This is a genomic window from Photobacterium lucens (assembly GCF_009873615.1).
In the GTDB taxonomy this organism is placed as follows: domain Bacteria; phylum Pseudomonadota; class Gammaproteobacteria; order Enterobacterales; family Vibrionaceae; genus Photobacterium; species Photobacterium lucens.
On the sequence record NZ_SSMG01000224.1, the window covers coordinates 1 to 21,245 of the forward strand.

Genomic DNA, 21,245 nt, shown 5'->3' on the forward strand with positions numbered 1-21,245 from the left:
GATACTTATTAATATAAATATCTAAATAACACTGAGCGTTAATAAATATTTTTATTTATAACCAAAGCTTTATTGGTTACAACATGCTCACACCCATTAACAAATATGTAATCAATGTCACAAAAAATAATGTCAAAAACGTAGGTTTTGTAAAAATAATGTTTTTCAACTATTTTGCTCTCTAATATTGATTAGAGTTGCGAGATTATGCTTTGGATTTAACAAACACTCGCGACACATTTCCACAATAAATAATAAAATGCAGGGGCCAAGGATGAAGCCAGTAATGTATGTAGTTGTTGAAGGCGTTATCTGGAAAATAACAGCTGAAGGTGAATGGGTACAAATTCCGCCATCAGAGATCATTGATAATAGCGTCCCTTTTATAGATGAAAGAGCTCATGTTAATGAGATTTTCAAGACTCAGCCGACTGACGATGATGTTACGCCATCAGCTGATGCTGATACGGCTCCTCGCCATAGCCAAAGTTCAGAACAAACAACAACCACACAAGATTTGTCCAGTAATAGTGCTTCTTTTATCGCTCGTATCCAAGCAACGTTAGATGAAACCATTCCTGAGGCTGGCTTTATTACTCGCCCTACCGAATCTATTGCCAAGAATAACAATGATGATATAGGCCGAGACATTCCGCCATTACGTAATAGCGCAGCATTAACGGTCACCATTGTTGACGGCGGTGATGGTTATGAAAACCAATTTGAAGTACCTACGGTTGATCTGTTTGGTGATGCCTTTGATGTAGAAGATGGACGCATTGTGGCTGTCACCATCACCGATATTAATGGCAATACGTTTAAAACCCATACTGTTGTTAAAAATCAGCAATGGGCTATTGATAATCAAGATCTTAGCGAACTCGCTGAAGGTCCACTGGATGTTTACGCTTCTGTTACTGATTACTATGGCAACTTTGTTGATGCCACAGATAAAACAATTAAAGATACTCTTGCAGAAATAAGCGCTGAATTTGAAGGCAATGGTGATAATTATTTAAACCAATTTGAAGTTTCGATCAGTGACTTATTGGGTTCGATTACCTTTGTAGAAAATAACCAAGCTGTCACGATTACGATTACCGACAGCCAAGGTAAAACCATCAGCTTTGAAACCACAAATAATGATGGAAAATGGAATATTAATGCAGTTGATCTCTCCTCACTTGCTGAAGGTGAACTGACTATTTTGGCAGAAACCGTCGATATTGCAGGTAACCCCGCCTCTGCCACTGACACCATTATCAAAGATACCTTGGCGGATATTAGCGCTAACTTTGAAGGCAATGGTGATGAGTTTTTAAATCTTGTTGAAGTAACTGCTACCGATCTCTTTGGCTCCGTGAATAATGTTGAAAACGGACAAACCGTCACCATTACCGTAACCGACAACAAAGGTGCTGAGCTTAGCCTTGAAACCACCATTATTGATGGAAAATGGACAGTCAATGATGCGGATTTATCTTCACTTGCTGAAGGTGAACTGACCGTCTTGGCAGAGACCGTCGATATAGCCGGTAACCCAGCCTCTGCCACTGACACCATTACTAAAGATACGCTAGCTGATATTACTGCCAACTTTGAAGGCAATGGTGATGAGTTTTTAAATCGCTTTGAAGTGCCTGTTACCGATCTCTTTGGCTCGGTGGATAACATTGAAAATAACCAGCCAGTCACCATTACCGTGACCGATGGTAAAGGCGTTGAACTCAGCTTTGAAACCACCATTATCGATGGAAAATGGACAGTTAATGATGCGAATTTATCTTCGCTTGCCGAAGGTGAACTGACTATCTTGGCAGAAACCGTCGATATTGCAGGTAACCCCGCCTCTGCTACTGACACCATTATCAAAGACACCTTGGCAGATATTACTGCCAACTTTGAAGGCAATGGCGATGAGTTTTTAAATTCAGATGAAATTGCAGATAAGACCACACTCTTTGGTGATATCGCCTTTGTTGAAGATAACCAAGCAGTCGAAGTCACCGTCACAGATAAAGACGGAAAAACATTAACCTTTAATACCATTATTATTAGTGGTGCTTGGTCTATCGATGATGTGGACTTATCAAGCCTTGCTGATGGCGAACTGACTGTTACAGCGAAAACAACAGATATCGCAGGCAACCCAGCAGAAGCTAGCGACACCATTGAAAAAGACACTTCAGCACTGACCATAGACATTGATACCAGCCAGTACCAACTGGGTGGATTGAGTATTACAGCTATCAAAAATGGTGCAATCACGTTCCTTCAAGGAACCACAACAGGGACAAAAGAAGGTGATGCCGTTAATGTGACTTTCAGTGATGGTATCAATACTGTCACTTTAACCACCACGGTTGATAAAGACGGTCATTGGCGTATCGAAAATTTTGATCTCTCAGTTTTAGATCCTGCAAAAATTTGGCAAATGTCTGCCACAGTGAACGATGCCGCAGGTAATAGTGCTAGTGATGATATGCCTACACTGACAGAGCCTAGCAATATTCTGTTTTTTGAAAATGCACTTGATACCCACTCGGATTTAAAAGCGACATCAAGCATTAATATTGAATATGCCGAGTTCAGCTTTCACCAGAATCAAACCATCTTAGAAACGCTCACATCCCATGGTGAGCCTGTCACAGTGATCATCTCAGACGATGGTTTACACCTTACGGTAAAAACAGCGACAACCACCGTACTTACCGCTGTCATTAATACCGAAACAAAGTCAATCAAAGTGACCTTATTAGCGCCAGTCGATAACAATATAGGTAATAACGACACGCAAACCGGTATTTTAATTAATGGCTTACAAACAGACGGGGATAAAACCAGTGAAACGGTTGTGGCTAACGTTCCGATCTATATTAAAGACTCTGTACCTAAGTTAGTTGACGATCAGGGCGATCTAGTTGAAGGCAATACGATCACTGGTAATGTACTTACAAATGATATTGATCTTGATTCTTCCCTATTAGTCACCAGTATCACGATCAACGGTGAAACGAAAGTATTGAATGGCGGCTCTGTCACTTTTGAGCTATCTGAAGGCAAATTTATCATCACCGCAAATGGCGAATGGACATTCATTGCCAATCGCAACCTTGATCATCAGTCAGGTGATATCCAACTTGATATTAGCTACTCCGCTATAGATAAAGATCTACAGCAAGACAGTGCCACGCTAACCATTACCATCAAGGATGGTGAAGCAAATAGCATTATTCAATCTGACGCGAATAATATCGAAAAGATCATTACCACGGCTTCAGAAAGCTATAACGGTGAATTTACAGTCAAAGCAGGTTCAGATAATCCCGATCCTAACAGTGTTGTTTTTAATGCGCAGACAATCACAGCGCTTAACGCTTTAAACCTGACTTCAGGGGCAAATTCTGCAACGCTGGAATATACATTAAGTGATAATGGCAAAACCATTACAGCATCTGTTAATGGACAAACCATTTTTACGCTCAGTATATCAAGCGTGGTATCCGGTAATGATCTGACAGGCACCGTTACCCTTACTCAATACCAGCCGTTAAACCACCATAGTCCGGACGATACAATCACGTTACCACTGTATATTGATGCGGCAGATCTCGATGGAACAAAAACCCCAACAGGACAATTTGATTGGTTCATTAAAGATGGCGCAGACCCTGAATTAGTGGCGAACAGTGAATTATCCTTCGATGAAAATAATCTTTCAGCTCAGCCAATTGAGAAAACCGGTACTCTTCATATTACTGTCGGTAGCGATGGATTAAATGGCACTGCTGAACAAAACCCACTGTATTTTGACATTAGTCAGTTACCCACTGGCTTAACCAGTGGTGGACAAGCGATCAGCTATATCATTTCAGATGATAATCAAACTATTACTGCCAAAGCTGGTGGTAATATTGTGTTTGAAATCAGCTTATCGGCTCGACCAAATGCCGAGTCAAACTCAAGTGTTGATTACACTTTCAAGCTATACCAATCGCTAGATCAAACCGCAGCAAATGGCGAGTTACCTATCTCAATTCCTGTCTTTGTTAAAGATAACGATGGTGATGTAAGCCAGACAACATTAGATATCGTCATTATTGATGGTAGCGATCCTATTATTACCTCAGCCACACTCGTTGTGACAGAAGAGCCAATAGCAACAGATACCTCAACAGGTATTGATTCCACCGCATCGGCGACAATTTCCATTACAGCAGGTCAAGATCCTATTATTGATCTTAAGTTAGCCCTATCTGGTACGGTGAAAGACAGTGATGGCAACAATATCACCCACAATGGGCAGACGTTAACTTGGCAAGTGGATGGAAGTAATACCTATAACGCTACACTTGCTGACGGCACAGTGATCTTCACTATTCAACTCTCAGATATTGGCACTGTACCGTCAGGTGGCTCTATTACTGCGACGATTGATTTTCAATTAAATAGCTTTATCGATCATATCAATGGTAAAAACACCCAGTTGGATCTCAAGCTACCAATACAAGTGACCGACAGTGATAGCAGCACGGGTACATCAGAAGTCACAGTAACGATTTGGGATGGTTTAGTACCAAGTATCACGGTCAATGACAGCTTAGCCGTTCAAGAAAACGATCTGCTTGATGATAACCTCGATAAAGATGCGTCAACGACAGCCGCACCAACACTGACCTTCAATACGGGTAGTGATGAGATTGCTTCTGTACATTTAGATACCGCACTGTTTAACAACCAAAACTACACAAGCGGTGGTGCTAACATCACGCTTGGTGCACCTAATGCTAATGGTTGGTATACCGCTAAAGCTGATGGTAATAACGTTTTTCGTATCAAAGTAAATCTTGATGGTACTGTTCAATTTGAGCTGTTTGCACCTATCGACCATCCAGATCCAAATAGCCAAGATACTCTCGGCTTAGCATTTGGCGTGATTGTCACTGACAGCGATGGCGATCAATCTGACACCGCCATCTTTGAAGTCAATGTGACCGATGATGTGCCTCTTGCTGGCGAAGATGGAACTTTAACCCTTATTGAAGGTGAGCAATCAACGGTACAATTATTAACAGATACCATCACAGGTGCCGATGGCGGTAAAGTACTTGAATTTACTTATCAAGGTAAGACTTACCTCGCAGATGGCACAGCCATTGATTTAATCAACACCAATGTTTCGCCAGAGCAAAAATACGGTACCTTGATCGTTAATGCTGATGGTTCTGTCATTATTAATACCATTGCCAGCCCTGAAGGTAGTGGTCATATCACCGATCACTTCACTTATACCGTACAAGATAGTGATGGTGATATCGCGGTAAGAAAAACAGCACTCACGCTGGCTGATGAGCCAGGACAAATCATTGTTGAACCGATCAACGTATTAGAAGATACCCTTACGACCCCACTGAGTATTAAAGTCTCTCTCGGTGATATCGATCAAAATGAAACCTTAAGTACCATCACCATTAGTGAAAGCTCACTAGCCGGCGGGACGCTTTACCTTAATGGAACTCTTCTTACCGCTGTTGGTGGCGTGATCACACTGAGCGATTTTGTTAAAGAAGGTGATTTCTTCAAACCTAATGGCAATTTAACGTATCAGCCTGCACTAGATACAGCATTAAACCAACAACCTGTGGTTAATCTCGATATTACAGCCACCATCACAACCAGCACTACTGACAAGGTGTTAAATACCAACCTCACTATCAATGTTTATCCTGACGCTGATGCGCCAATCTGGGATGAAACAAAAGAGTATGAGTACACTGGGGTTGAAGATGACAGTAACGGTATTCAATTAAATGTGGGTGCTAATCTACAAGACACCGATAGTTCTGAAAGTCTAAAATACAAAATCACCGGTATTCCTGATGGCATTACACTTAAACTTGGTAGTACCGTTATTACCAACGGTAAAGTTATCAATGCTAATCAAATCAATAATATTAAGATTTTTTCAGATAAGAATTTAGCCGGTAAATTCACCTTTACTCTTACTGCAATTGCAATTGAAAAAGGTGACCAATTCTTAACACCAGCAGATAAAAGAGAAGAAGCCTCCCGTGAGATAACGGTTAATATTCGCCCAGATGCGGATACACCGACTCTTTCAGTTAAAAACATCAAAGGGCTTGAAGATCAAGCGATTAATTTAAGTAATGCCCTGATTGGTCGTCTCACAGATACCGATGGCTCTGAATCTTTAAGCTATCAAATTAAAGTTCCTGAAGGTTGGTCTATCCAAGGTGGTGATGCAGTAGAAACACCGGCTGGCTCTGGGATCTATATTGTGAGTGCTGCCGATATAGCCAATGGCACAGCCCTATTACATCCGAAAGCCGATATTAGTTCATGGACTGAAAAGCTCACGATTGAAGTCACCGCCATTTCTACTGAATCAACAGTTGATGGTTTAACACCAGTCAATGAACAAGCCGTTAGTGATACAAAACTGGTTACTATCGATCTGAAAGGTGTGATTGATCGCCCTGACGTTGCCGATGGTGGTAACGGTCACTGGGTGTATGAGCCAACAAGCACAGATAATTCGACAGGCTTTAAAGGCACAATCAAAGGTGTGGCTGGCTTTTATGAAGATCAACCACAGCCGCTAGATTTTTTAATTACCACCAGCGATGACGATGGCTCTGAAGATATAACTATTTTGATCACCAACTTACCTGACGGTGTGGCATTTGTTGATATCAACGGTAATCCATTAGTGATCGAAATTGTCGGTGAAGATGCCACTACAGGCTTGATCTATCGGATCACTCACGATCAATTAACAACTAGCTATTTAAAAACGCCAAAAGACTTCAGTGGTAGTTTGAAATTTGATGTTAATGTCATCTCTACTGAGCCTGATGGTGATAGTGGTGAATTTAACTATAAAGTGGATATTGATGTGCTGCCTATCGTTGATGAAACCGATGGTGCCTTACTCAATAGCTCTGGGAATGAAGATGAAGCCATAAGGTTCCTTGTAGAACCAAGTATCACGAAAGACAGTGATAATAGCGAAAGCCTCACGGGCTATAAGATCATCTCTATTCCAGATGGATTAACACTCTTTATTAATGGTACAGCGGTATCTGTACCTGCTGGTGGCTTAGATCTCGCCGCTTATAAAGATAGCGCTCAATCATGGTCTGATTTTATCAATAGTAACAAAGTCACCATAAAAGCAGATGAAGATCTTAGTGGTATTTTTGATATTGCGATTAGCTATGAAGTCACAGATACCTCCCCAACAGGGAAAACTGCATCAAAAGAGCTTAATGCCACCATTCAAGTCGATATTGCTGGAATAGTAGAAAGTGATACGCGTTTAATATCGACGAAAGAAGTATTAACCAGTACCGATGGAAGCCCGATTGATCTCACCAATACTGTGCACTTTATTGATGAAGACTTAGATGGTTCTGAATATCTGGATTACATCATTATTGAAGTCCCTGCTGGGATTAACTTGATCATCGATTACCCTAATGGCGCTTATATTGATGGCAATGGTAACTGGATCATTCCCGCTACAGGCTTAACAAGTGATAGCATTAAAGAAGCGATGCAAGATCTATTTGCGGGCGCCAAAGTAAGCTCAAAAGTAGATACCAATGTTATTACTCTCAACATTAAAGCCCGCGTGATTGATGATGAGGACTCACGCTTTATTGAAGCCCCACTGCAAATTCAAATTACCGGTCACAGCGGTGGTGGTTCATGTCTACCTATTGATGCACCTGATAACATTCAAAGCGGTGAGATCGTTGCCAAAGAAGGTGAAAACATTGATCTTTCAGGCCTTCTTAACGGAAATATTGATGATAATCCAGAAGTCGAATTATCTTTCTTTATCGACATCAACGATCTACCTGAAGGTGTCGAAATTGAAGGTCCAGGGATCATCACAGAATACAATGATGCTGGTGAAGTGATCGGCTACACCATTACTGAATCAGGCCTTTCATCCATGGTGTTTGTTGGACTCGATGAAGATTGGGCTGGCTGTCTTGATATTCCGATCACCATTACTCAAACATCAACCTGTAATGGTCAAAAATCAACAACAACGCAAAACATCAAAATTGATGTCGCGCCTGTTGTCGATGACATTACGATCACCACCACGCAAACCACCGTCAAAGAAGACAACAATAATACGGATACACCGGTTGATCTCAATCTTGAAATTTTACTCGGTGATAGCGTACTAGGTGGTCAAAGCATTACTGGTGAAGGTGACTCTGCGACAGGTAAAGAGACCATTAATTGGATGAAAATCACCCTCGTTCCGGGTGGAACGCTGATGGGGGATGCATCAATCCTGACGCAAAATCCTGATGGGAGTTGGCAGATCCTCGACCCTGCTCGTTTAAATGAAATACAAGTATTACTGCCAGAAAACTATAGTGGCGATTTAACCATTAACGTTGAAGCCAATATTACCGACAAAGCAGATTGCCCAACCCAAACCGATACCCAGACCAAAACGGCATCGGTGGTGATTAACGTTGAACCTGTCACTGATATTGCGGAAATGCCTGACACTATTACTGCAACCGGAGATGAAGACAGTTATATCCATATAGAAGGGCTTGGCGCTATCTTATATGACAACGATGGCTCTGAAACCATTGCATTAAACCTTTCTGGTTTACCTGCTGGTGCTGTACTTTTCTATTCTCCTGATAATGGAGAATCATTTGTTCAGCTGCCGAATAATGGCACATCTTGGAGTTTTGATATTAGCCAAGCAAGCAATATCTATATTCGCCCACCGCAAGATTTTAGTGGTGATATCAAGCTAAAACTTGATGCTATTACCAACGAAATTGGCACAACAGATATTCAAACCTCAACCACTGACGTGATCATTGGTGTCAACCCTATTGGTGACGATGTGCAGTTCTTTGGCGTGCCAGAAACGCTATCAGGCACTGAGGGAGACAGCTTCACGATTCCGGTGAATATCGAAAGTTATGAAACCAACAGTGACGAAAGTTTACGACTAACAGTGATCTTCAGTGCGGCAAACCGTGACCAACTTCATGGCCTAGACAAGATTAAAGTGGGTGATCAAGAAATACAGATCTCCCAAAAAGGTGAAGTATGGTTTGCTACTGCTATCGTTAATAGCAACACTTTCGATGAGTTTACCCTCTTTACGGGTGATGCATTTGGCGACATTGATATCCAGCTTATTGCTAATACTGTTGATAGCAATACGGTGCTAGGTAATGAAGTGAAGCATGAAGGTACACCTGTTGTAAAAGACATTAACCTCACGCTAACGCCAGTGCCAGATGCCCCTGAACTCACAGCAAAATACAACAGCATCATTGCTGAAACTGAGACAGACATAGCGCTCAATCTAGCACTTAATCTGACCTACCCGGCACCAACAGAAAAAGGAACCGTGTTGATCACTGGTTTCCCTGATGGGTATACCTTCTCGGCGGGTAAAGCAACCAAGCATGGTTGGGAAGTCGAGCAAGCGGATATTGCCAATCTCACGATGACGGGCAACAGTGCGCAAGATTTCACCTTATCCATTGAGCCAATCGCAGCTATAGGTAGTCAAAAAGTCTCTGGTACGACACAAACCATCGATTTCAAAATCGCAGAGTCTGGTGACAATACACTAGTCGGCACAGCCAATGATGACTTGATCATTGGCGGTAAAGGCAACGATATTATGTCAGGGAATGCAGGTAATGACAGTTTCATCTTTAAATCCGAGGATCTAGGGACACTCGCTGCGCCAGCACAAGATACTATTTTAGATTTTGATGCCACAGCAAATACCGACAACATCGATTTAAGCGCTATTTTATCCAATGTGACTGATGGTATTTCAGCCGATAACTATATTGATATTACTGAAAATAACGGTTCTGTCACATTACATGTTAAAGATAATGGTGCAGATGTTACGCAAGAGATAACGTTAGATAATGTAAGTAAAGATGCGCTTTATGGCGCTGATGCAAGCTCTGCAACGGAAGCAGAGCTACTACAAAAAATGATAGATGATAATAATCTAGTTACAGGCTAAGGATGGTATGAGTAGTAAAAATCCGTCGTTAGATCATGACGTTTGGCTCGCCTCTATTTTATGGCTATGCCAACATTACAGCATTCGCTGTCATCGTCTAAAAGTCACCACAGGTTTACCCTTAGTACAGGGTAAACTTGATGATTCTCTATTTGAACGTGCAGCCAACCAAGCTCAGTTGGACGTTGGCTTGCACCCGAAAAATAAGCTAACCACAGCCAGTTTTCCTGCTGTTGGCATTACTGAAACAGGTACACCCATCATCATCAGTGAATATACTGACGGTATATTTAAAACAGTCCAGTTTCAAGTCAATGAAGCCCATTCCCCAACACCTGTTGTCTCGCAACAATCAGGCGATGAATTAACACATTTACTCAATGGCGATGTGTGGCAAATATCGCCAATGCAAATGGCCGATCCTCGTGTTGATGAGATAAAACCTAAGCCTAAAAAACATTGGCTATGGGCGGCGGTATCTGAGGTAAAACCTTGGTATCGAGATCTGCTACTCGCCTCCTTTTTCATTAACTTACTTGCGTTGATCGTGCCGTTATTTACGATGAACGTCTACGATCGTGTCGTTCCAAACCAAGCGTTTAATACCTTATGGGTGTTAGCCGCTGGGGTATCTATCGCACTGGTATTTGATTGGTTATTACGCGAAGCACGCAGTGCCATCACTGATATGGCTGGACACCATATTGATACCAAGTTATCGGCGATTTTGATGCAAAAAGTGTTGGGAATGAAACTTGAACACCGTCCCCAATCCGCAGCAGCCTTTGCCCGTCAAATACAAGATTTCGACAGTGTACGAGAGTTCTTTACCTCCGTGACTTTAGTCACCTTGGTGGATTTACCTTTCACCCTGTTCTTCCTTGCCTTAATTGGCTGGCTTGGCGGCCCAATGATGTTTGTTCCAATCGCTGTGATGGTCGTGCTACTGCTGATTAGCACTATTATGAAAGGCAAGATTGGTCAAACCTTAGATGAATCGGCTCGTCTATCAACCCAGAAACAAACCCAATTATTAGATAGCTTATATAACCTATCTGATATTAAACAAAACAATGCTGAAGGCATTATTCAACGTCGTTGGGAGCAAACCGTTTCTGCACTGTCTGATTGGCACATTAAGTCCCGTAAATACACCAATATTGTCTCTCACTCAGTGATGAGTAGTCAGCAGATCGTGACTATTTGTTTAATTATCATTGGTGTTTACCGCATTTCTGAAGGTTTACTCAGTATGGGTGGCTTAATTGCTATCGTCATGTTGAGTGGTCGAGCTGCCAGTTCAATTAACCAATTATCCATGTTAATGCTGCGCTATCAGCAAAGCCGTTCAGCGATCACTGGGCTTGATCAGGTAATGGCATTACCACAGGAAAATAATGAACATCAGGTAATGGATCGTGGCGAATTTAACGGTAATGTGCAGCTAGATGATGTGAACTTCGCTTATCCTGAACAACAGTTCAATGCACTAAGCAATATCTGCTTAACCATTCGTCAAGGTGAACGTGTGGGTATTATTGGTGCCGCAGGTTCAGGTAAATCAACACTATTAGCCCTACTTTCTTATCAATATCGTCCAAGTTCAGGACAGTTGTACTTTGAAGGCATTGATGCCCAACTCTGGCCACCAGCAGCACTGCGTAACAACATTGGTTGGGTTGGACAACAACCTGCGCTTATCTACGGCACTATCTACGAAAACATCCTATTTGGCTGTGATGACGTCGATGAAAAACGCCTCAGTCACGCCATTACCACTTCAGGCTTAAACGGCTTTATGGATCGCCTTGCTAATGGCTTAGAAACCCAAGTTGGTGAAAACGGACGTAACTTATCGGGAGGCCAACGCCAAGCGGTTGCACTGGCTCGCGCTTTATATCGTTCTCCTAGCCTATTACTGATGGATGAGCCAACAAGCGCATTAGATCAACAAGCGGAAGAGCGTTTCCGTCAGGCATTACATCGATTACCACGTGATATCACTATGGTGATCAGCTCTCACCGTCCGTCTATTTTGGCGCAATGTGATCGCATTATTGTGTTAGAACGTGGGCAAATTGTTGCTGATGATAAAGCGCACGACATTCTCGCAAAACAACAACCTAAACGCCCAGTTAGCCGTGTTCGCTCGGTCAGTATTGTTCAAGGAGGCAGTAATGAGCAGTAATTTAAAATGGGCGAACCAAAAACATGCCTATCGTTCTCGTAAGATTATTTGGCTTTGCTCGCTATTAGTGATCGCTATTATTACGTGGGCTGCTTACTCCAAACTTGAAGAAGTGGTGGTCGGTGACGGCAAAGTGGTTCCTACGCTGGCGATCCAAAAAATTCAAAGTTTAGAGGGCGGGATCATTGAACAAGTGCTGGTGAGTCCGGGCGAACAAGTAAAAAAAGGGCAAACATTATTGATCCTTGATGACACCCGTTTTCGCACTGCATTTCATGAATCTGATGAGCATTTTCGTACCCTACAGGCTCAGATCAAACGTCTGAAAGCCGAATTAGAGACGGTTAAAGTCAATACCAAAGAAAAAGACTGGCAAAAGCAAATCACCATTAACCATCAAGCACTCGACTTTGATGATTTAAGCCGCCGTGCTCAAATCAATGCACAAGCTAACTACAACGAGCGTATTAGCCAAATTGAATCACAACTTGAAGAAGCGCAATTGACGATTGAGCAACAAACAGAAGCACTGCGTGATGCCAAAAGTAATACCTCAACCCTTAATAGCAGTCTTCACTTAGTGAACAAAGAAGCAAGAATGCTCGAAGGTGCAGTAAAACGTGGTGCTGTTGCCGAAGTTGAATTGATCCAAACTCGTCGTGATCAGGTCAAACTCCGCGGTGAAATTGCCAGTTCAAAAGTGGCACAACAAAAAGCATCAGCAGCCTTACGTGAAGCTATTGTGATGCGTCGAAATCTAGCATTGGAATTTAGAACGTCGGTACAAGCGCAGCTTAACGAAGCGACCAACCAATTTGCTCAGCTAGAAGACAGTCAAGAAGGGTTAGCCGATCAGTTAAAACGAACAGAAATCAAAGCCCCTATGGACGGCACGATCAAAGACATTTTAGTGCGCTCTTTAGGTGGTGTAGTGAAACCCGGAGAACCGATCATGGAGCTGGTTCCTCACGACAGTAAATTAATCGTAGAAGCACGCATATCACCACAAGATATTGCTTTTGTGAGCAAAGGCTTAGAAGCAACGATTAAATTTACCGCTTACGATTTTGTCGTCTACGGTGGACGTAAAGGCACCGTGACTTATGTCAGCGCCGATGCCCTACAAACAGAAGATGGTACTGCTTATTACCGCGCTCATATCCAACTTCATGATGATCCTGATACCCGTCTTCAAGTTATTCCCGGCATGCAAGCCATGGTGGATATCTTAACAGGCGAAAAAACCGTTTTAAGTTACTGGTTAAAACCGCTATTACGCGCCAAAGCCAGTGCATTAAGAGAACCTTAAATAATTTATAACAAACAGATTTTTGCCGATTCATACGGCGACAGAACAAAAAGATAAAGGAAAAGGAATGCGTTTATCATCATTAATAGCAGTGGCGCTATTTTCATCTAGTGCTGCGCATGCGCTCTCATTAGAAGAGTCTGTGGCATCAGCCATTGATTACAGTCCACAGATCGCTGGACAATATGCCCGTTACCAATCAGTACTCCGTGAAGTCGATGGCGCGCAAGCAGATTACTTACCGCAAGTGAATCTCTACGCTGCGGCAGGTTACGAAGAAACCCGTTATAACAGCGGCAACAAGATCCCGAAAGACGATCGTGGTATGAACCGTACCGAAGTTGGCTTTAAAGCTTCACAACTGATCTTTGATGGCTTTAAAACCTCAGCCAATACCAACCGTTTAAGCCATGAAGCAGAATCTGAACGTTTAACCTTATTATCTGATGCTGAAGATATTTCATTAGATACCACACGTTTGTATCTCGAAGTGCTAAAAGCAAAAACCATCCATGAGTTAACCCAACGTAACGTCCGTGAACATGAAGCGATCTACCAAGATATTCTGGATAAAAACTCAAAAGGCTTAAGCAGTAACTCAGATTTAGCCCAAATTGCAGCCCGTGTTGCGACAGCACAATCGTCACTGATTGCTGCTGAAAATAACCTCTACGATTTAGATGCGCAATTCATGCGTTTAGTTGGTAAGCCGGCTTCAGGTTTAGTCGATCCTGTGGTCGATACCGCCCTACTGCCTAGCAGCAAAGAAATTGCGGTTAAACAAGGTATTGAACAGCACCCTGAAATTCAAGCTGCCATAGCGGATATTAAAGCGACACGTGAAGAAATTCGTCGTGAAAAAGGCAATTACTTTCCTGAATTTAAGCTAGAAGTACACGCAAATGCCAACGATAACGTGGGTAATACGCTCGGTCCCGATCAAGATGCTCGTGTCATGTTAACCATGAACTACGACATTTATAACGGTGGTAAAACCAATGCCGATACGGAAGCCTCGGCATGGCGTCATGAAGAAGCCCGTACGGTTCGTTTACGTGCAGAGCGTGAAGTAGTTGAAGGCACTACCCTTGCGTGGAATGCCTACAACATGCTGGAGCAACAAAAGAAACTATTAAAACAGAACGTTGATGCAGCCAAAGCGGCTGAAATGGGTTACGAAGAGCAGTTTCGTTTAGGTCGTCGTAGCCTACTTGACGTACTGGATGCCAAAGTCGAAGTGTTTCTTGCTCGTAAAAACTTCATCCACACTGAATATGATCACACCTTAGCGGCATATCGCATTTTGAATGCGATGGGTAAATTAACCTACGCGTTACGTGTTGAATACCCAGAACAATGGCAAGCGAAGGAGCAATAATCATGACTAAATCACTACTTTCTTTGATCTTATTGCCGTTGCTATTAACTGGCTGTGCGCAAATGCCAGATACCCAAGTCACTCGCCATCAAATTGATGATCTTCGTGATCATGATAAAGATGGAGTGATCAACCAGCGTGATATGTGTGCCGATACCCCAACAGGCACCAAAGTGGATATTACAGGTTGTGCGCCATGGGAAGTAAAACCGAAATACGATATTCAGACGGTGTACTTTAACTATGACGATGCCCATATCCGTTTAGATCAAAATGAAACCTTTACCCTGCTGTTTAATCTTTTAAAGCAAAAACCACAGGCAAAAGTGATCCTTGTGGGAGATACCAGCCCAGAAGGTACCGATGCGTACAACAAAGCATTAGCACAGCGTCGAACTGGGGTGATTAAAGATGCCTTGATCGAAAATGGCATTGCCCCTGAGCGTATTTCAGAGCAAGAGTTCACACAAGTAACAGAGCTAACTAAGCACCTTAAAAAGCGCGAACGACGTACCATTGCAGTGCTAACCAGTAATGAAATGGCACCTGTAAAAAAATGGACGATTTACAGCTCAGAACAATCAGCACAACACGTTTCAACGACAGCAGATCAGTAAGGACATTTTCATGAATAAATCAACGTTTGCTTACATGCTACCCTTGGCACTGTTCGCCTCTTCTGCTTATGCCGATAGCAATAAAACCATTGCGGTAGAAAGCGAATTAAACAATGTCGTCAATGATCTGCTTGTCTCTGCAACACTGAATGAAAAACTGCTAACGGAACAAAGCAATGATATTCAAAAAGTGATGATTGAAGACGGGGTAAAAATAGGCATTAGCTCTCGTCGTTGGCTAGATAGTGAAGTGGCCGTTTTTCAACACAAATACGGTTATAAACCTACCGAGCTGTACTTTACATCCGATGCAGTGGCGATTTTAGTTAATGAAGATAACCCAATAAAATCAATATCAATCAAAGCATTGGCTGATATTTTTGGTTGTAAATCATCGCTCGCACCTGTGCAATGGCAATCGGTTAGCCCCGTATTATCGGATAATAAAGATCTCAGCCAAGTACAGGCTTATTCTGTGAATGGTGAACTGTCTTCGCATCGTTATTTCAACAAGATGATCACGTGTTATGACGGACAGAAAACAGCAACAAAATCACTGAACAGCCGTAAAGATCTGCTAAATACTATCGAAGATAAAGAAAATGCGATTGGCTACACGGTTTATCATAGCCAAACCCAAGATGTAAAACGTCTTGAGATCATTGATAAAGATGGTGAAACCTTTAGCTTAGATCATGAAACGATTTTATCAGGTCGCTACCCGCTTGCTAACGTTTATTACATGTACCTCAATCTCGATCCGGCAAAAAGTCAGTTATCATCACAACAGACGGCATTTGTCGATTATGTAATGACACCAGAAGCACAACAAACCTTAGTCAATAACGGCTTTATTGATCTGCCACCAGCGGCAATTGAGCGCAATAAAGTGGTATTAAAACAGCAGCAACCTGAAATCCAAGGTGGCTATAAGTAATCGTAACTTAGTAAAGTTTTAAAGCTTAAAAGTTATAAGCCTAAAAACAACAGGGGCGTAAAGTTAACCTTTACGCCCCTGCTTCTATTCTGTTAACTGTTTTTCAGTTATGCCGCATTTGGTACACGGAACATACGGCGACACATTTCTAAAAACTGCCCATACACCACGCCCAATGCACCAGAGACCAAAATATTACTAGTTACCGCTGTCACGATCTGATCAAAGCTCGCCCCAACCGCTAATAAAATGCCTGCGTAGACCGGTGATTGGAATAGAACATAGGCTGCCATATCTGATAACCCTTTCATCCAACGTTTGCTAGAAATACGCATACCCTGATGGATCATAAAGTCACGAAATACCCCATAAGGCCATGCAATCGCAATATTGATCGGAATAGATAAGGTACGTGATGCCAGTGATTGCTCAAACGACATGCCTGAAATAAAAATCTCAATCATCATGCCAGCAGCAAAACTAAAGACCACCATTGCAAAGGTGTCTGCTGCGGCACTTCTATACTTTAAAGGCAATTTAATCACTGACATGGCAAGATCTCACAAAATAATACGCTAACAATAACTCTGTATAGAGTGACCCTCACTGCCTTTAAATTTATGAGCAGTTTATTTGCGTATTAAACCAGAGCTTAACCAAAATAAGGCACTATATTTGAAACTAGTTTTAATTATGGTAACTAATTTTCACAAGCAAAATAGTGTTTTTAACTACCTTTATCAAAAGCTGCCAGTGCGATCATTTATTGTAAGCCGCATGTCGCTATATGGTTTATCTCCCTATCGATATAAAATAAAAAAACCGAGCACCTATTATTCATAAGTGCTCGGTTTTAAACGTATTCTTTTAAAGAATAACGCAACTACGTAGTTACAGCTTAGCTATTTGCCACTAGCTCGGCATCACTTTCACCGTTAGGTAATTTAATCGTTAGTGCAATCACTAAAGACACAATCAATAGCGCAAACATTAAGTAAAACGTAGCAATGAAGCCGCCAAACACTGACGCTACGATAGAGCCAATAAAGCTACCGATACCAAAGCCTAAATAAATCACACCGTAATTTTTAGTCAGGTTATTTAAACCAAAGAAGTCACTGACTAAGGATGGGAACACAGTGATCGTGCCACCAAAGCTAAATGCAATACACGCTACCGCAAAGTAGAACACCATCATATTTAAATGAGCAAACAGTAGTGCACAAACACCCAATAGACATACCGCCAGTGCAATCGCAATCACATTGGTACGTGCCATTTTGTCTGATAGCACCCCAAGCACTAAACGACCACCAAGGTTTGCCACCGCAATAATCGCCACAGCAGAAGCGGCAACTTCAACCGATAAATGCACGTATGATTGACCAATATCTTTCGCTACACCGATAACGTATAAACCACTCATACACACAGTTAAGAACACAAGTGCCAACATCCAAAATTGAGGGCATTTCATTGATTCTGCTAATGAGTAATCACGTACCCCTTCCGCAGCTTCCACCGCAGAGATCTCTTGTTTGGGTGCATCTTTCATCATCAAACCACCAATGATCACCATTACCATTGCAATCACGCCCCAGATATCAAATGTTGATTCCAAACCGTTATGCTCTAACAGATACATGTTGATGAATTTAAAACCTAAGCTACCTAGACCATAAGCACCGATAGCACAGGCAGAGATTAAGCCTTTACGTTCAGGGAACCACTTCACACAGTTAGAAAGCGTCATTAAATAGCCCGTACCATCAGCAAAGCCAATTAAGAAGCCAGCAAACACATACAGCAGAATAAGATTCGTGGCATGGGCTGTCAGTAATAAACTCGCCCCAAGTAGCACGCCAGCGCCAATAGTGACTTTACGCACGCCAAAACGCTCTTGCATTTTACCCGCCATGGAAGAAGCAACGGCAAGTGCCAAACTCAAGATACCGAATGAAAACGCCACACGGCTAACAGGCTCAGATAGCTTGTCGGCAAGTTGGGCATTGAACAAACTCCATGTGTAAACCGAACCTAATGCAAATTGGGTAATGATGGTGCCAATTAAGGTTAGAACACGTGTTCTATTCGCGATGTGAGTGCTCATCGTCGTACTCTCCAAGGGGACTAATAACGCTGGCGATAACCTAATGAATTACCGCTTCCTGCCCCCAACATACGACGATGAATGAAGATAACAATAGGATGAGAAAACTATAAAATGAGCTGCCTGCTCAGTGGAATTAAATGCAATATATCCGCATGAAATGCATTTTGTCGCTTTGGTAATTACAACTTCATACGCTCGCGAAACAACTTAATATTGCTACGACTGACCGGCACTTGTTGCTCATGATGTTGTAATTTCAGCATGTAGGTACTGTTGACCCAAGGGATAATTTCCTGCACTCGTGCCACATTAATACAATAAGAGCGATGACAACGAAAGAACGCAGATTCCGGCAATTTCGCCACCAGCTCACTGATCGTCATCGGTGCAATAAAGCAGCTATCAGCGGTATACACCTTAGTGATTTTCTCACTGGCTTCGGCATAATCAATATCCTCAATCGGGGTGATCACAATCCGATTATCTTTCATCAGATTCACCGTTTGATGGCGTACTTGCGCTGATACTTGTTGCTCTTGCTGATTTGCCGTTTGCTGCTGTTGTTCTAATTTCGCTAACAGCCCTTTCACTCGCGCTTCGCTGATTGGTTTGAGTAGATAATCAAACGCCTCTAACTCAAATGCATCAACCGCATAATCTTTATAAGCAGTGGTGAACACAATGTGTGGCTTGTGCTTAAACTGTGAAATATTACGCGCCAGCAACATGCCATCAATTGACGGAATATTAATATCAAGGAAAACAATATCAACTTGATTGGTTTGTAAAAATTTAAAGGCTTCTAATCCATCTTCAAAAGCAGCTTCGATCTGAATATGACTATGAGTTTGAATTAAATATGTTAACTCTTCACGCGCTAAATATTCATCTTCAACAATCAGTGCTTTTAGCATGGAACAACCTTTATTTTACGTAGAACAACATTTCAGTGCCTTTCTCAAGGCGACGAATATGCAAGCCTTCACCATAAAGTAGCAATAAACGCTGATGGACGTTATTTAACCCTATACGATGAGAATCCACATTGCCGGTATAAAGCTTATCGATCACTTTTTGCGAAATACCAACACCAGTGTCTTGGATCATGATGGCAATTTTCTCACCGACAGTTTTCACAGAAATCGTCACCGTTCCCGGCTCTCGGGATGGCTGAATACCATGCAAAATGGCATTTTCCACTAACGGTTGGATCAGTAAACAAGGGATCTGTGGGTGCACATCGTCAATATCAAAAATAACGTCGAGTTTATTACCAAAACGGGCTTGCTCGATGGCGACATAATCTCGCACTTGCTGCAGCTCTTCTTGGATATCGATCAATTCAACGTCACGTTCTAGGTTATATCGCAGAAAATCCGCCAAATTCGCTATCAGCTCTCTTGCATGATCAGGACGAATACGAATTAAGGTCGATATTGCATTTAAAGCATTAAATAAAAAGTGCGGATTGATTTTACTTTGCAGTGCTGAAAATTCAGCTTTGCTTGCCATCGCTTTGAGTTGCTCTATGCGTGACACTTCCATTTGAGTCGAGATAATTTGCGATAAACCGATCGCCATTTCACGCAGTGATAAACGGATTTGATCAGGGCGGCAATAAAAGATCTTCAATGTGCCACTCACCTCGCCATTTTCCCATAATGGAATGATCAACAAGGATCGAAACTCATGCACATTCAAATTGTTACTGATAATTTGCTTACCCGTTGTTACCGCTTGCCGTGTCATCCCACTAATTTGATGGTGAGCATCAAGAAAGTTCTCTTCACCACTGCCGACATACGCACGCACATCAATAGTATCGGTAATAGCTACCGCATCGGCATGTGTATGTTCACGAATAATATTGCACACCTTTTGTAGCGACTCTCGGCTATTGATCCGAAAGTACGGCAAGGTTTTATTGGCAATATCTAACGCCAGTTTCGCTTGTCGTGCAGCGACAATATCTTTTTCTTCATCCAATCCTTGCACCAGTTTAATGATCAAACCAATACAGACGGTTCCCGTTATCATCGGAAAACTAATGTGCGAAACGATGTTATACGCCAGCGCTTTATCTTCCGACAGCGTCACAATCAACACCATGGTTAAGATCTCACATACCATGCCTGCCAAAATACCGAATTGGGCATAATGTTTTTTCTGGCAAGACAGGTGGATCCATGTCGCCAATAAGCCAGCAAAAATACTGGTTAGCAAACATGCGACCGATGTTGGACCATGAATATCAATTAAATAGCGGTGAATACCGGCAATGATCCCTGCTGGAATGCCCACCCAAGGGCCAAATAAAATACCGCCAGAGACCACCGCAATAATCCGAACATTCACCAGCGAGCCATCGACTTTAACTCCGGTATAGGTACTAAAAACCGCAAAAAGGATAAACAAAAGAGAGATCATGGCGGTTTCTGCTGGTCGACGATGCTGCTTTTTCACAATCGACTGAAAGTGCTGAGTTTGGGTTAATAAAAACAGTGCCATTAATAACAATGCTGCACGCTCAAATACCGCTAACAGCATCATGAATTGATCGCTATACACGTGAATACCCGATATGAAAGGAAAGAACCGCTATTGTACGTAAGTTCTTACTCACCTCAGCAAATGAAA

10 protein-coding genes are annotated in these 21,245 nt (G+C 42.2%); 6 read left to right on the plus strand and 4 right to left on the minus strand.

Annotated features, from left to right (window positions below):
* Positions 1-274 precede the first annotated feature (274 nt).
* The 6 genes from E5A76_RS09975 to E5A76_RS10000 all read left to right on the plus strand — a co-directional run bounded on the left by E5A76_RS09975 (position 275) and on the right by E5A76_RS10000 (position 16,495).
* On the plus strand, positions 275-10,066 hold the full coding sequence (locus tag E5A76_RS09975) for a T1SS-143 repeat domain-containing protein (protein WP_237459264.1): 9,792 nt from the start codon (positions 275-277) through the stop codon (positions 10,064-10,066).
* Between the two features lie 7 nt (positions 10,067-10,073).
* Complete coding sequence (locus E5A76_RS09980) at positions 10,074-12,254, plus strand: type I secretion system permease/ATPase (RefSeq protein ID WP_161118834.1); 2,181 nt, start codon at positions 10,074-10,076, stop codon at positions 12,252-12,254.
* A complete protein-coding gene (locus E5A76_RS09985) occupies positions 12,244-13,563 on the plus strand; it encodes an HlyD family type I secretion periplasmic adaptor subunit (RefSeq protein ID WP_161118835.1) in 1,320 nt (439 codons plus the stop codon). Before E5A76_RS09980 ends, E5A76_RS09985 begins: the two co-directional genes overlap by 11 nt.
* Before the next feature lie 67 nt (positions 13,564-13,630).
* Positions 13,631-14,941 carry a TolC family outer membrane protein gene (locus E5A76_RS09990; RefSeq protein ID WP_161118836.1) on the plus strand — a complete coding sequence of 437 codons (1,311 nt, stop codon included), beginning with the start codon at positions 13,631-13,633 and terminating at the stop codon, positions 14,939-14,941.
* A 2-nt stretch (positions 14,942-14,943) separates the two neighbouring features.
* Positions 14,944-15,558, plus strand: a complete 615-nt coding sequence (locus tag E5A76_RS09995) for an OmpA family protein (RefSeq protein WP_053988385.1) — start codon at positions 14,944-14,946, stop codon at positions 15,556-15,558.
* 10 nt (positions 15,559-15,568) lie between these two features.
* A complete protein-coding gene (locus tag E5A76_RS10000; protein ID WP_161118837.1) occupies positions 15,569-16,495 on the plus strand; it encodes a PstS family phosphate ABC transporter substrate-binding protein in 927 nt (308 codons plus the stop codon).
* 107 nt (positions 16,496-16,602) lie between these two features.
* Here E5A76_RS10000 and E5A76_RS10005 read toward each other — a convergent pair whose 3' ends face one another.
* From E5A76_RS10005 to E5A76_RS10020, 4 genes are all read right to left on the minus strand, one after another.
* A complete protein-coding gene (locus tag E5A76_RS10005) occupies positions 16,603-17,046 on the minus strand; it encodes an L-alanine exporter AlaE (protein WP_107165003.1) in 444 nt (147 codons plus the stop codon).
* Positions 17,047-17,393: 347 nt separating this feature from the next.
* On the minus strand, positions 17,394-18,605 hold the full coding sequence (locus tag E5A76_RS10010; protein WP_107165002.1) for an L-lactate MFS transporter: 1,212 nt from the start codon (positions 18,603-18,605) through the stop codon (positions 17,394-17,396).
* Between the two features lie 182 nt (positions 18,606-18,787).
* Complete coding sequence (locus E5A76_RS10015) at positions 18,788-19,522, minus strand: LytR/AlgR family response regulator transcription factor (protein ID WP_161118838.1); 735 nt, start codon at positions 19,520-19,522, stop codon at positions 18,788-18,790.
* Between the two features lie 10 nt (positions 19,523-19,532).
* The gene (locus E5A76_RS10020) at positions 19,533-21,158 is read right to left on the minus strand and encodes a sensor histidine kinase (protein WP_161118846.1); all 1,626 of its coding nucleotides are present in this window, start codon (positions 21,156-21,158) and stop codon (positions 19,533-19,535) included.
* Positions 21,159-21,245: the final 87 nt, after the last annotated feature.